Origin of the sequence: Pedobacter steynii (assembly GCF_001721645.1) — a bacterium.
GTDB classification, from domain to species: Bacteria; Bacteroidota; Bacteroidia; order Sphingobacteriales; family Sphingobacteriaceae; genus Pedobacter; species Pedobacter steynii_A.
Map to the genome: position 1 here is coordinate 242,769 of NZ_CP017141.1, position 13,689 is coordinate 256,457.

Sequence of the window (13,689 nt, forward strand, 5' to 3'; positions counted from 1 at the left end):
TTATATTTTCAATATCACCTATTTGTTCATTTGTGTTGAAAGCTCCACATGCTGATCTTTTATATAATCTGTTGACCTTTCTATAATCAAATGTATAGAGCCTGACTGCATTTACAAACAAGAACGGCTCCGGAAGAGGCCAATAGTCGGTAAACTCCTATTTTTAATCGGTAAAAATTATCCGTTAATTTGAATTCCTAACTATTTATCCGCAAAATCCGCAACCCAATCATGAAGAAATTACTGATCGCCTTACTTTTATCATTCCCCCTGATTACACTTGGACAATCCGGGGAACAGCATTTCAAAATATATGATGTAAAAAAACAAGGGATCATCAATCTGGATGAGTTGGTTGCTCAGATGAAAGACATCGACATTCTCTTTTTCGGAGAAGAACATAATGATTCTATTGGTCATATCCTGGAATTTGAATTGTTAAAAAAAATAAAGACCACTTATCCTAAAACTGCACTGACCCTGGAAATGTTCCATACCGATACCCAGCCGGTAATCAATGAATATCTGGCAGGCGTCATTTCAGAAAAGAATTTTATTAAAGAAGCAAGGGCATGGAATAATTATAAAGACTATCGGCCAATGATCGAATTCGCCAAAACCAACCAGGTTCCTGTTATTGGTGGAAATGCTGCTGCAAGATATAGTAATGCAGTCACTAAGTCTGGTCTGGAAGCTTTAAGGGGGTTTCCGGAAGCCTCCCGGCCTTTCCTTCCCCCGCTTCCTGTGGATACCGCCACCGGCAGATATTATGATAAATTTATAGAAACCCTCGGCGGCCATAATATGGGCAATATGAAGATTTATCAGACGCAGAACCTTTGGGATGCAGCCATGTCCTGGTCAATCGTCAAATATTACAAAGCCAATAAGGGAGTTAAGATTTTTCAGGTCAACGGACGTTTTCATAGCGATGAGAAACTGGGAACACTGGCAAAATTAAAACAACACCTGCCTAAGCTTAAAATTGCTAATATTTCCTGCTTTTCAGGAGATGACTTTGGCAACCCTGACTGGCATAAACATCAGCACCTTGCCGACTATATTATCCTTACTGACCCCGGGATCAAAAGAACTTTCTAACGGGTCTGCACATCGTTTATCCAATCAGCAGATACAAAAAAGGGCTTTAAGAAAATGATCATTTTCTTAAAGCCCTTTTGATTTCTTAAGACCTGGTTATTTGCTTTTCAGCAAATCGCGTATTTCTGTAAGTAACACCTGATCCTGTGTTGGCGGAACCACTGCAGGAGCTGCTTCTTCTTGTTTTCTTTTCATTTTGTTGATTGCTTTCACCATCAGGAAGATGATAAAGGCTAAAATGAAGAAATTGATCACTTCTGTTACGAAGTTACCCCATGCAAATACAGGACCTATTTTCCTTGCATCTTCCAGAGAAGCAGTTGGATTAGATTCTACAAATTGCCTTACTTTTTCACTTAATGGCAGATAAAAATTCACGAAACCCTTATCTCCGATCAATAAGCTAACAGGAGGCATGATCAAATCATTCACTAAAGAGGTCACAATCTTACCGAATGCACCTCCAATAATCACACCGACAGCCAGGTCAATCACGTTCCCCTTGACTGCAAATTCTTTAAATTCTTTTACAAAACTCATAAGTAGTATTAGTTTTAGTTTTTAAACATCGTAATAAAAGTATAAACTTTATTTTTAAAACAAGGCATTAATCCGGCTATTGCCCCCATTTTTTTAGCGGGACTAAACAAACCTGGTGGCAATTCAACCCGGAAAGGTGCTCCTTAACCAGAAAAAAAACAAGCAGTTAACCAAAGTATTCCCAGTGCTTAAAAGCATGCCTGCCAATCAGCTAAAAATCAGTTAAACCGATTTCCTCAGTTATTCTGGTTTACCAAAAACACAATAATACTTGTCGGGATAGTTTATATCTAAACCAAATTCGTATTTTTGGAGCGGGTACACAATACCGATTTTATAAAACATGCTTAAACAACATCTACAACAAAAACTACTTCAGAAGCTTTCTCCACAGCAAATTCAATTTATAAAATTGCTGCAAGTACCTACAGTTGCATTAGATACCCGTATAAAAGAAGAATTAGAAGAAAATCCGGCACTTGAAGATCCCAGCCTGATGATCGCTGATGAACCAAAAGGAGAATATGATGATCTGAATGATACTCCGGATGATTTTGATGCTGGTGCTAAGGAAGAGAATACAGATGAGTTTAATGTAGATGATTATTTACAGGACGATACGCAAAATGATTACAGTACCTCCTATAATAATGATGATGACGAAGAAAAGAAAGAAACTCCGATTGCTATTGAGAGTACCTTTTTTGAGAGCTTACAGGAACAACTGGATTTAGTTCCATTGTCTGATCAGGATTTCATCATCGGAAAGCAGATTATCGGAAGTTTAGATGATGATGGCTACCTGCGGAGACCGGTTACCTCCATGATCGATGACCTTGCCTTCTCCCAAAATGCGATGGTTGAAGAAGAGGATGTGCTGGAAATGCTTAAAGTGATCCAAAGTTTTGATCCTCCGGGAATTGCGGCAAGGGACCTTCAGGAATGCCTGACACTCCAGCTAAAACGCAAAGATCCTGCAAATCCGATCATACAGAAAGCCATTGTGATCGTAGAAAATTACCTGGATGAATTTACCAGAAAACACTACGATAAACTGGAAAAATCATTGGGACTGAACAGTGATGACCTCAAAGAAATTATTGCGGAAATACTCAGGTTAAACCCAAAACCGGGAGATTCCAATCAGGTGACCACCAAACAATTGCAGGTCATCCCTGATTTTCATGTTTCCAACAATGACGGAACATTAATTCTGACACTCAATTCAAAAAACGCTCCTGAACTCCGGGTCAGCCGTTCTTATATCGATATGTTTGACCACTATGATAAAGCTGCCCAGAAAGATAAAAAACTAAAAGAAGCAGTACAGTTTGTCAAACAAAAACTCGATTCTGCAAAATGGTTTATTGACGCCATCAAGCAAAGACAGCAAACCTTATTAAAGACCATGAATGCCATCATGCAATACCAGTATGAATACCTGCTTACTGGTGATGAGCGTAAAATGCGCCCCATGATCTTAAAAGATATTGCAGATAAAATTGATATGGATATCTCTACCGTTTCCAGGGTAGCGAACTCTAAATATGTGCAGACAGAATTTGGAACGTTCCTGTTGAAATCGTTCTTCTCTGAAGCCATTCAAACCGAAAGTGGTGAAGAAGTATCCAATAAAGAGGTTAAGAAAATTCTGGAAGACTGTATCGGCAACGAAGATAAACGTAAGCCGCTGGCAGATGAAAAACTAACAGAAATCCTCAAAGAGCAAGGTTACAATATCGCCAGAAGAACAGTTGCAAAATACAGGGAGCAGATGAACATTCCTGTTGCACGCTTAAGAAAAGAATTATAGGCTCCGGCCTCATTGCATCATGGTTTCCTTCTTTAATTATTCCTGTTAAGGAAGCCATGGTCTTTTTTATTCCTGTCACAGCCGATCAGCTATCCAGGTTCCCCCTCAATAAATCTTCAAGTTTTTTATTTGCTTCAATCAGGCTCGCTGTCAGGTCTTTATTCTCTTTTCTAAGCATATAAAGTTCAAATGCCTTCTCAATGTTAATCCTCAGGTCATCTTCCATCCAGGGCTTTTGAATATAGCGGTAAACCTGACCTTTATTAATGGCGTCAATAACCGCATTAATATCTGCATAGCCGGTAAGCAAAATGCGGATAGGGTCCGGAAAATCAGGAATAACAGATTCCAGAAATTCAATCCCTGTAGTAACCGGCATTCTTTGATCGGTAACGATCACATGAATATCTTCTGACTCTAAAACCTGTCTGCCCTCTACCGCTGAGTTGGCCGTAAAAACATTAAACTTACGTCTGAAACTAGCTTTGAAAGCGTTTAGGTTATGGACCTCATCATCAACATAGAGAACGTTTGCAGAAGTGTCAGAATTCATAGAATTTAGCCTTTTTTTTGTTAAATATATTTGAATTATTATGAACAAAAAAACTATTTAATGAGAAAAATCTCAACGGATTTATTTCTTAAATAATTACACTAAAACGTATTAAAATGTTATTAAAGCACCTTAAAATAAAGAAATCATCAAAAAAATACTTAAGTTAAGAAATTAGTTTCTGACGAAGCATAAATTCTAACTGTTCGTTTACAATCAATAACTTTTCTGTAAGCTCTTTATTTTCCTTTCTCAGTTGAAAAACTTCAAAAGCTTTTTCAATATATAGCTTCAACTCATCTTCCTGCCATGGTTTAGTAATGTACAGGTATACCTGCCCCTTGTTGATGGCATCAATAACCGCAGCTATATCTGCGTAGCCCGTAAGTAAAATGCGGATGGGATCCGGATAAGCTTCCAGAATAGATTCCAAAAACTCCACTCCCGTCATTTGTGGCATCCGTTGATCTGTAATAATAATCTGAATGGGATGCGCTGCTAATATGGGCATTGCTTCTTTAGCTGACTCGGCTGTAAAGACGTTGAACGATCGTCTAAATGATGCTTTAAACGCGTTGAGGTTATGTATCTCGTCATCGACATACAAAATATTTACTAGCTGATCCTCCATATAAAACAAAATTAATCAAAAGTGCTAAATACATCGTTAAAAAAAGAAGTATATGTCTCAACATATACTATTTTTGCAGATCATAAATAAACTGTATTAAAGATGTTAGTACTTGAGAACCTGATAAAAGAAGATTTCACCTCCTGTGAACCGCAATTCTTTAGAATTTATCAACAGCAGGATAAAGACGCACTTGAAGCCTTATTAAAGAATAAACCATACCTCAAAATACATGACGAGATAGAGACCCAACTGGATGATCTTATCAAATCAAAACATCCCAAAAAGAAGCCCGAGCCCGAAGAGATGGAGGCCTTGAAAATCCAGCATATCGGAAATTTATCAAAACTTGAATACGGAGTATGGGTATATTATCCCTGGTCTGAACGTTTGGTACACCTGCTGGATGAAGAGGAGTTTATAGCCGTAAGGACGAACAGGAATATTTACAAAATAACCCCGGAGGAACGCGATATCCTGGGCAAACAGAAAATTGGTGTGGTAGGTCTTTCTGTAGGCCAGTCGATCTCTATTACCATGGCCATGGAAAGAGGGTTCGGTGAAATCAGGCTCGCTGATTTCGACCTGCTCGAACTCACCAACCTGAACCGGATCAGAACAGGCGTACAAAATTTAGGCATCAAAAAAGTCGTGCTGGTGGCCAGAGAAATCAAAGAAATAGATCCCTTTTTAAAAGTGGTTTGTTTTGACGAGGGCATGACGGAAGAGAATATGGACCGCTTCTTTACTGAAGGTGGCAATCTGGATATTGTTGTGGACGAATGTGATGGTCTGGATATTAAAATTTTACTCAGACACAAAGCTAAAGCATTAGGTATTCCGGTGGTACAGGACATGAGCGACCGCGGGACGCTGGATGTAGAGCGTTTTGACCTGGAGCCCGATCGCCCGATCCTCCATGGATGGATCGATCACCTGGATCACACTCAGGTTAAATACCTGAAAACAAACGAAGAAAAAGTTCCGTTTCTATTGGCAATGATCGGTGTGGACACCTTATCAAACCGACTGAAAGCTTCTATGGTGGAAGTTGGACAATCGATCACGACCTGGCCGCAACTGGCTTCGGCAGTAGCCCTGGGTGGTGCACTCGGTGCGGATGTCTGCAGACGCATCAGTCTGAAGCAATACACAGAATCGGGCCGTTACTTTGTTGACCTGGAAGAACTGATCGGAGATAAAAATAAAGCCAGAGACAGCGATTATGAAGTGGTTGATTACAAAGCCGATGAACTGACTGAAGACGAAATCAATCAGGCCATCGCAGCAATCAGTGCTAAAGAATCGGAATCTCAGCTTTTAAATGACGACCAGGTAGAACGACTGGTTTCTGCAGCGGCAATTGCACCTTCAGCAGGTAACAATCAACCCTGGAAATGGGTTGCCCGCTCCGGAAAACTATACCTTTTCCATGATGAAAAACACTCGGTATCCTGGGGAGATTTCGACAACATCACTTCCAATATTGCTTTTGGAACTGCTATTGAGAACATCAAACTGGAAGCAGGAAAATCAGGACTGGAAGCCAGTTACCTTGCTTTCCCAAATCCGGAAAATAAAAGACTGGTGGCTGCTTTCTCCTTTCATCAGACAAATACAGCTTATGCCAGCAAGCTTGCCGCGGGTATGGCCATTCGGTTAACCAACCGTAAACAAGGAAGCAAAGAGCCTGTAAAAGCAGAAGTGGTGGCGAGTCTTAAAACCGCAGCCAGCCTCGGCTCCCAGGCACAATTGCAGGTGATTCAGGAGGAACATCAGATCAACCGCATTGCCGATATTGTGGCCGGAGTAGAAAGGATACGTTTCCTATACCCTCAGGGACACCATGATTTTTATACTAAAGAAATCAGGTGGACACCAGAAGCCGTTAATGAAACCAAAGATGGATTAGACATCTTATCTCTTGAATTATCTGAATCAGATAAAACTGGTCTGAAAGTAGCAGCGAACCCGGAAGTCATTAAATTACTGAACAGATGGGGTGGCGGTGCTGCATTTGAAAACCTGTCCAGAAAAGCAATCCGTACGTCCTCGGCCATTGGCTTAATTACCATGCCATCTTATGAGGCAGAAAATTTCATCAAAGGCGGAGAAGCAGTACAAAGGGTATGGATTGATGCGAACCTGAACGGCCTTTCATTTCACCCCATTTCAGCCCCATTATTTCTTTTCGCAAGACTGAATCATGGAAATGGAGAAGGCTTAAATCAAAAAATGACAGAAGAACTGTCAAAATATGAAAAGGATCTATTGCAAATATTCCCTATTTTAGGGGACAAACAGGGAATATTCATGTTCAGGTTATCACATGCTTCTGCTCCAACGGTACGGGCTTTAAGAAAACCTTTGAAAGATATATTACAATTTATATAAAAAATGGAATTAAAGCTAACCTTCCGGTCATTTACTGCGGTTAAAGAACCTGAAACCTGTGAGCGGTATCTTGAAGGGCATGTGCAAGTGTTAAAGGATTACGGAATTACCAATATCACCACGAACAACAGACAATGGATGAGCCTGCCGAATGTGCATGGCATCGTTGCGGAGACGGAAAGTGGTGAAGTGGTAGGTGGAGTACGTGTTCATATCGCTGACGGCATCCACCCGCTTCCTGTAGAAAAGGCAGTAGGATCTATGGACCCGAATGTTGCGACCATCATTAATCAGTATTTTGATAGTGGAACAGGTGAGCTTTGCGGACTTTGGAATGCAAAAAGTGTGGCTGGTGTTGGGATCAGCATCCTGCTCGTAAGAGCAGGAATTGCGATTGTCAACCAGATCAGACTAGCCTCACTTTTTACCATTTGTGCGGACTATACCCTGCCAATGGTTAGAAAAGTAGGTTTTGTGGTAGAAGATTCCTTGGGCAAAGGGGGAGAATTTGTTTATCCCAACGACAACTATATCGCCAGGGTACTGAGAAAAATGAATGCAAAAACATTGGAAACAGCAGAAGAATTTGATCGGGACCGGATCTTTGATTTAAGAGATAACCCCATACAACATACCTTGGAAAGCGGTCCTAAAGGAGACGTAGAAATTGATTATCAGTTATTAATACCTAAATATGAATAAATTCTGGAGTTGTTTGCTGGTATTGATCTGGGCGGGCTTACTCATTCCTTTTCAATCATCAGGACAAGACACCGTAATTGTTAAGACTGGAAAAATCGAGCGTAATTTTGGCAAGAAAATCATGCTGCTAAAAGATCCCGGACACCGGATCGATATGAAGGCCGCATTAACAAATAAAGATTATCTGAAAGTAAACACTCCCGTACCTAATTTAGGAGTTTCAAATGCCACTTACTGGTTAAAATTTCTCATCAGAAATGAAAGTAACAGTCAGGACCTGATGCTTAGGCTGGCACTTCCTACAATTGATTATTTAGACTTTTTCGTCATCGACTCTTCGCAAAAAGTCGTTCGTCATGAAATGACGGGTGACCGTCTCAGGTACGGAAGCAGAAGATACGACAACCCGATTCCGACTTTAAGGTTTAACCTGCCTGCTCATCAAACGTATACTGTCCTCCTCAAGATCCATGGCGGGGAGCAATTACAGGTTCCCTTAACTGCAGGAAACAGCAACTCCCTGATGGGTGAAATCCAGACGGCCTCTATCATCTTCGGTTTATACATCGGGATCATTTCCGTCATGTTTATTTATAACCTGTTTTTATTCCTCTCTACGAAGGACAAAAGCTATTTATACTATATCATTTACATTTTAATTATTGGCCTCACACAAGCCAATTTCCAGGGTTATGCTTTCAAATACCTTTGGCCGGATAACACCTGGCTTTCTACCCATGCGGTATATATATTAAGTTCCCTGGCCGCACTCTCGGCGATAGAATTTATGAAACAGTTTTTGCATACCCGGGACTTTCTTCCGGTATTACATAAAACTTTAAACTTTTTCTATATCCCCTACCTGTTTGCGCTGATCTCTACCTTTTTCGGAAATTTAAACCTGGGATATCAGGTGATACAGGTAACAGCTGTTGCCGCGGCAATGTATATGTTAGTGATTGCGTTCATGGTTTACTTAAAAGGATTCAGACCAGCCAAATTTTTCCTCCTTGCCTGGAGCGTTTTCCTTTTAGGGGTATGCAGTTTTGTACTGAAAGATTACAATATCCTGGAATACAACACACTCACTTATAACATGATGCCTTTCGGTTCTGCTTTAGAAGTTGTTTTACTCTCTTTTGCACTAGCTGATAAAATCAATACTTTCAAAAAGGAGAAAGAAGAATCTCAGGCCCAGGCCCTGAAGATCTCCCTCGAGAATGAGCTTTTGATCAAGCAACAAAACGTTGAACTCGAGAAAAAGGTATACGAAAGAACACTCGAATTACAAGACTCCAACAAAACGCTGGAGATCACCCTGAAAGACCTCAAAGAAGCCCAGAGTCAATTGGTTGATTCAGAGAAAATGGCTGGACTCGGACAGCTTACTGCAGGGATCGCCCATGAGATCAATAATCCCATTAACTTTGTTACTTCCAATATAAAACCTCTGGAACTTGATATCGAAGAGCTGAACGAGGTGATCCATATGTATGAGAACCTGAACCTCAATGAAGACTTAAGCACGCAGCTTAACGCCATTGAGAGCTTTAAGAAAAGAATAGATCTGAACTTTGTCCGCGACGAAATCAAGTCGCTGTTGTCGGGAATCGGGGAAGGAGCAAAACGTACGGCAGAAATTATCCGCAGCTTGAAGAACTTTAGCAGACTGGATGAAAACGATTGTAAATACGTAGACCTGAACGAAGGTTTGGACTCTACTTTGGTGCTCGTGAGGAATACCTTTCCCTCGAATCTGAAAATTGTTAAAAATTATGGTAACTTACCTAAAGTTGAATGTATGCCGGGTAAAGTCAATCAGGTATTCATGAACCTAATCAGTAATGCCATTCAAGCAATTAAAGGAAAAGCGGAGCATGTTGAAGAGGAAAAGCTGACGATTTCGACCTGGCACGAGGGTGAGCAGGTAAAAATCGGAATTAAAGACACAGGACCAGGAATGACTGAAGAAGTAAAACAAAAGATTTTTGAACCTTTTTTCACCACGAAAGATGTGGGAGAAGGAACTGGCTTAGGATTATCTATTGTGTTCAGGATCATAGAGAACCATCATGGCCAGATTGATGTGATTACAAAAGTAAATCATGGTACAGAATTTATTATTACCTTGCCCGTAACCTCACGATAATACACTTTATTATGAATGCAACAACTATACGTGTTCTGTATATTGATGATGAAGAAAATAACTTGCACGCTTTTAAAGCAAGTTTTAGACGCCAGTATGAAATTTACACAGCCCTATCCGCTGACGAAGGATTAAAAATTCTTGAAAACGTTTCCGTGCAGGTGATCATTGCGGATCAGAAAATGCCCAATACCACAGGGGTGGAATTTTTTAAGAACATCAAACATACTTATCCGGATCCTACCAGAATCCTTTTAACCGGATATACTGACATTGAAGCTCTGGCGGATGCCATTAATCATGGAGATATCTACAGGTACATCACCAAACCCTGGAATGACCTGGAACTTCACAATTCTATTAAAAATGCCTACGACGCGTATAAGTCCAAAATAGACCTCAGAAATAAAGTCGCCGAACTGGAAAAAACAAACGACGAACTCAACCGGTTTATTTATAGCATTTCCCATGAATTAAGGGCTCCTTTAGTTTCGGCGATGGGAATTGTCAACCTGGTGAAAATGGAAGGCCTCTTTCATTCCAGTGGAGAATATTGGGGATTAATTGAAACCTGCTCAAACAGGCTGGATTACTATATTCAGAAAACCCTGCAATATTATAAAAACAATAAAACCATCTCTGAGAATACGGCCGTCGACTTTAAAAAACTGGTTTCAGACCTGATTGAGCTTTATTCTTATACCGATAAAGAAATGCATTTCAATGTGAACATCATCCAGAATGAACCATTCTACGGAGATGCTTTCAGAATTGAAGTGATTCTCGGCAATCTGATCTCCAATGCAATTAAATACCAGAAAGAAACAGAGCTGAACAAGAACGTCAATATCAACATAGAAGTTCAGCCAACCCAGGTAAATATCGCCATCAATGATAATGGTATGGGTATCCTGAATGAACACTTAGAGAAAATATTTCTTCAGTTCTTTAAAAGTAAAATCAATCACGGAAGTGGCCTTGGCCTTTTTATCGTAAAAGAAGCCCTCAATAAAATTAACGGAAAAATAGCGGTCAGTTCGAACGCTGTAGAAGGTACCACCTTTAAAATAACAATCCCAAATGTCAAGTAAGTACAAAAGAGTAATGCTGATAGATGACAATGAAGTTGATCTGAAAATCAATTCAAAAATCATTACCATATCCAAATTATTTGATGAAATCATTCTTTGTCAGTCGGGAGAAGAAGCCCTGACTTACCTCAACCGAAACCTTCAGGAAGAAGATAAACTGCCGGATTTCATTTTACTGGATATTCAGATGCCGGAAATGGATGGCTTTGAATTTCTGGAAATATTTAAGCAATTGCCTGCTCTCATTACAGAAAAATGCATCGTAGCCATTCTTTCCTCTACACTTGATTTCGGGGATATTAAAAAGGCCGAAGCCAATCCCTATGTGATCAGGCTCTTCAAAAAACCACTTTTTCCAAAAGAACTGGAAGAGGTACTCGCAAAATATTTATAGAACGCAGATTGGATTCCTGGTAAAAACCCGCTCTTTTCATTCTGCACCATAAAAAAAGGTAATTTTCAAATTGAAAATTACCTTTTTTTATAAACTGTTTTTTAGAGAATGGCCTGTTTTATACCAGTCCGGAAATCTCTACCATTTCATCTGTTTCTGCTTCATAGTCAATTCCGGCAACGTCAAAACCGAACAGGTTAAGGAAGTCCTTTTTATAACCTGCAAGATCTCCTGTTGAAGGAAGACTTTCTGTGGTAGATTCCAACCATAAGGCGGCAACTTTAGCCTGAATGTCTTCACGCATCTCTAAATCATCAACACGGATTCTTCCCTGAGCATCAGTCGGAACTGCCTCGCCGGTATATAAACGCTCCTGAAACAAACGCTGAATCTGCTCAATACATCCCTCATGAATTCCTTCCGCTTTCATCACTTTATATAATAAAGAGATGTACAATGGGATTACCGGAATTGCAGAGCTCGCCTGAGTCACCAGGGCTTTGTTTACCGAGACATAAGCTTTTCCGCCAATATCTTTCAGCTGATCAGAAATAGTAAAAGCAGTGGCTTCTAAATGATCTTTAGCGCGACCAATCGTTCCTTTACGATATACTGCTTCGGTTAAAGCAGGGCCGATATAAGAATAAGCTACTGTAGTCGCTCCCGGAGCAAGTAAACCTGCAGTTTTCAATTCGTCAATCCACATCGCCCAGTCTTCACCACCCATTACGGCAACGGTATTTTCAATGTCTTCTTCATTGGCCGGCTGAATAGAAATTTCGGAAACAATTCCGGTGTGGAAATCTACCGTATTATTGGTAAACACCTCTCCTATTGGCTTCAGCACAGAATTATGAGTTACCCCTGTTACAGGATGAACCCTTTTTGGAGAAGCCAGACTGTAAATTACCAGATCCACCTGACCAAGGTCAGCCTTGATCAAAGCCAGCGTTTTTTCTTTAATTTCTTTAGAAAAAGCATCTCCGTTTATACTTTTAGCGTATAGACCTGCTTCATGCGCCTGAGTTTCAAATGCAGCAGTATTGTACCAGCCTGGTGAAGCTGTTTTTCCGGGAGCAGGTGGTTTTTCAAAATACACCCCGATAGTGGAAGCATCCGAACCAAAGGCACTGGTAATTCTGGAAGCTAGACCAAAACCGGTAGAAGCCCCGATCACAAGCACTTTTTTCGGACCGGCAATAGGTCCTTTCGATTTTACATAGTTGATCTGGTTCAGCACATTTTGTGCACAACCTTCAGGATGAGCAGTAAGGCATATAAACCCACGTATTCTAGGCGCAATAATCATAAATATTTTTTTTATAGCAGTTTTTACTCAATTATTCAGCAAACATAATAAAACAAAAAACAAAACCCGGTACTTTAGACCGGGTTCTGTTAGATCACCTATTCACGCAACACTGTAATAATTTTCAGGAATTAATACAGATAGTTAAGCGCAATAATGTCATTGGCGTTAAAAGTACGGTTTCCACCGTTTGAACAGGCCAGCATGAAAGATCCTGAATCAGGACCTGTCGGTGTTCCCGGAATATGGATTGCACCTACACCTGCCTGTCCTTCATTACCTGCACCAGCGGAACCGCAGCTATACGCACGGTTCATATAATCCGTATGACGGAGGCCTATACAGTGTCCAACTTCATGCTGGATCACAGAAGCCAGGTAATTCAGGTTTGGATTCGTTCCATAAGCCGCTGGATTGGTATTCATACGGATCTGGTTGAAAGGTTTCCCTGTTGAAGTAGGAAATCCTGCTGAACCCAAAGTGATGAACCCACCACTTGGACCTTCATTAAAACCGACAATTTTGATTTTTCCGGTGGTTCCGGTTGTTGCAAGTTGAAAAGTAAGTGATAAACCAAGTGCATTATATCTGCTGATCATAATATTGGTCGCATCATGATACACTTGCGGCAGGTTGCTTACGGATATGGTAATTACCTGCGGAAGGCTCGTCACTAAATTGGTAGTTCTATATTGCTCCGCCTTGGCGATCAGCAAATTAGGGCTTGTAGATTTTTCGTTGAGATTTTCATCTGTTAAGAGAATATCTCCTTCTACAAGGTATCCGCCCTCTATTTTACGCGCATTCTCTGTGCTAAAGCCCTGGGCTTTAATCTTTGATAAAGTTGAAGCAGAAAGTTCTTCCTGGTTTGGGGTCGGTGTTTCAGCTACATTTTTATCTTTTGAACAAGAATAAATACTCCCCGCAAATAAGCACAGCACGGCTAGGGTTAAGATTCGATTGGTTTTCATGAAATAATAGTTAAATAGGATGATTAATATTGGTTAGTTAA

General features: G+C 40.4%; 12 protein-coding genes. 7 read left to right on the forward strand and 5 right to left on the reverse strand.

The genetic code is table 11. The annotated features are described in order from the left end of the window. Positions 1 to 231: 231 nt before the first annotated feature. The gene (locus BFS30_RS01075) at positions 232 to 1,101 is read left to right on the forward strand and encodes a ChaN family lipoprotein (protein ID WP_069377581.1); all 870 of its coding nucleotides are present in this window, start codon (positions 232 to 234) and stop codon (positions 1,099 to 1,101) included. 96 nt (positions 1,102 to 1,197) lie between these two features. Here BFS30_RS01075 and mscL read toward each other — a convergent pair whose 3' ends face one another. Beyond that, a complete protein-coding gene (mscL, locus tag BFS30_RS01080; RefSeq protein ID WP_069377582.1) occupies positions 1,198 to 1,641 on the reverse strand; it encodes a large conductance mechanosensitive channel protein MscL in 444 nt (147 codons plus the stop codon). A 343-nt stretch (positions 1,642 to 1,984) separates the two neighbouring features. Here mscL and rpoN point away from each other — a divergent pair, with 343 nt between their 5' ends. Then, positions 1,985 to 3,454, forward strand: a complete 1,470-nt coding sequence (gene rpoN / locus BFS30_RS01085; RefSeq protein ID WP_069377583.1) for an RNA polymerase factor sigma-54 — start codon at positions 1,985 to 1,987, stop codon at positions 3,452 to 3,454. An 85-nt stretch (positions 3,455 to 3,539) separates the two neighbouring features. On the opposite strand, the gene BFS30_RS01090 is transcribed toward rpoN, so the two are convergent. After that, positions 3,540 to 4,007: a response regulator gene (locus tag BFS30_RS01090; RefSeq protein ID WP_069377584.1), complete on the reverse strand. Its 468-nt coding sequence runs from the start codon at positions 4,005 to 4,007 to the stop codon at positions 3,540 to 3,542. Between the two features lie 166 nt (positions 4,008 to 4,173). Next, entirely contained in the window at positions 4,174 to 4,638 is a 465-nt protein-coding gene (locus BFS30_RS01095) for a response regulator (RefSeq protein WP_069377585.1), read from the reverse strand. A 102-nt stretch (positions 4,639 to 4,740) separates the two neighbouring features. Here BFS30_RS01095 and BFS30_RS01100 point away from each other — a divergent pair, with 102 nt between their 5' ends. From BFS30_RS01100 to BFS30_RS01120, 5 genes are read left to right on the forward strand one after another with little or no spacing between them, the layout of a single operon-like run. Further along, a complete protein-coding gene (locus BFS30_RS01100; protein ID WP_069377586.1) occupies positions 4,741 to 7,032 on the forward strand; it encodes an Rv1355c family protein in 2,292 nt (763 codons plus the stop codon). 3 nt (positions 7,033 to 7,035) lie between these two features. Then, positions 7,036 to 7,734 (forward strand): hypothetical protein, encoded by a 699-nt coding sequence (locus BFS30_RS01105; protein ID WP_069377587.1) that lies wholly within the window; start codon positions 7,036 to 7,038, stop codon positions 7,732 to 7,734. Next, complete coding sequence (locus BFS30_RS01110; protein ID WP_069377588.1) at positions 7,727 to 9,883, forward strand: 7TM diverse intracellular signaling domain-containing protein; 2,157 nt, start codon at positions 7,727 to 7,729, stop codon at positions 9,881 to 9,883. Before BFS30_RS01105 ends, BFS30_RS01110 begins: the two co-directional genes overlap by 8 nt. An 11-nt stretch (positions 9,884 to 9,894) precedes the next feature. Further along, positions 9,895 to 10,974 carry a hybrid sensor histidine kinase/response regulator gene (locus BFS30_RS01115; RefSeq protein ID WP_069377589.1) on the forward strand — a complete coding sequence of 360 codons (1,080 nt, stop codon included), beginning with the start codon at positions 9,895 to 9,897 and terminating at the stop codon, positions 10,972 to 10,974. Continuing rightward, a complete protein-coding gene (locus BFS30_RS01120) occupies positions 10,964 to 11,368 on the forward strand; it encodes a response regulator (RefSeq protein ID WP_069377590.1) in 405 nt (134 codons plus the stop codon). The genes BFS30_RS01115 and BFS30_RS01120 overlap by 11 nt, the downstream gene beginning before the upstream one ends. Positions 11,369 to 11,486: 118 nt before the next feature. Here the strand turns inward: BFS30_RS01120 and fabV are convergent, their stop codons facing one another. Together fabV and BFS30_RS01130 are read right to left on the reverse strand one after the other, a co-directional pair. Further along, entirely contained in the window at positions 11,487 to 12,677 is a 1,191-nt protein-coding gene (fabV, locus tag BFS30_RS01125; protein ID WP_069377591.1) for an enoyl-ACP reductase FabV, read from the reverse strand. Between the two features lie 131 nt (positions 12,678 to 12,808). Continuing rightward, on the reverse strand, positions 12,809 to 13,648 hold the full coding sequence (locus tag BFS30_RS01130; RefSeq protein WP_069377592.1) for a M57 family metalloprotease: 840 nt from the start codon (positions 13,646 to 13,648) through the stop codon (positions 12,809 to 12,811). Between the last annotated feature and the right edge of the window lie 41 nt (positions 13,649 to 13,689).

Bases quoted from the DNA above. Each gene is read 5' to 3' on its own strand.
- BFS30_RS01105 (WP_069377587.1), top strand. From the start codon at position 7,036: ATGGAATTAAAGCTAACCTTCCGGTCATTTACTGCGGTTAAAGAACCT.
- BFS30_RS01110 (WP_069377588.1), top strand. From the start codon at position 7,727: ATGAATAAATTCTGGAGTTGTTTGCTGGTATTGATCTGGGCGGGCTTA.
- mscL (WP_069377582.1), bottom strand. From the start codon at position 1,641: ATGAGTTTTGTAAAAGAATTTAAAGAATTTGCAGTCAAGGGGAACGTG.
- BFS30_RS01120 (WP_069377590.1), top strand. From the start codon at position 10,964: ATGTCAAGTAAGTACAAAAGAGTAATGCTGATAGATGACAATGAAGTT.
- BFS30_RS01115 (WP_069377589.1), top strand. From the start codon at position 9,895: ATGAATGCAACAACTATACGTGTTCTGTATATTGATGATGAAGAAAAT.
- BFS30_RS01095 (WP_069377585.1), bottom strand. From the start codon at position 4,638: ATGGAGGATCAGCTAGTAAATATTTTGTATGTCGATGACGAGATACAT.
- fabV (WP_069377591.1), bottom strand. From the start codon at position 12,677: ATGATTATTGCGCCTAGAATACGTGGGTTTATATGCCTTACTGCTCAT.
- BFS30_RS01075 (WP_069377581.1), top strand. From the start codon at position 232: ATGAAGAAATTACTGATCGCCTTACTTTTATCATTCCCCCTGATTACA.
- rpoN (WP_069377583.1), top strand. From the start codon at position 1,985: ATGCTTAAACAACATCTACAACAAAAACTACTTCAGAAGCTTTCTCCA.
- BFS30_RS01090 (WP_069377584.1), bottom strand. From the start codon at position 4,007: ATGAATTCTGACACTTCTGCAAACGTTCTCTATGTTGATGATGAGGTC.
- BFS30_RS01130 (WP_069377592.1), bottom strand. From the start codon at position 13,648: ATGAAAACCAATCGAATCTTAACCCTAGCCGTGCTGTGCTTATTTGCG.
- BFS30_RS01100 (WP_069377586.1), top strand. From the start codon at position 4,741: ATGTTAGTACTTGAGAACCTGATAAAAGAAGATTTCACCTCCTGTGAA.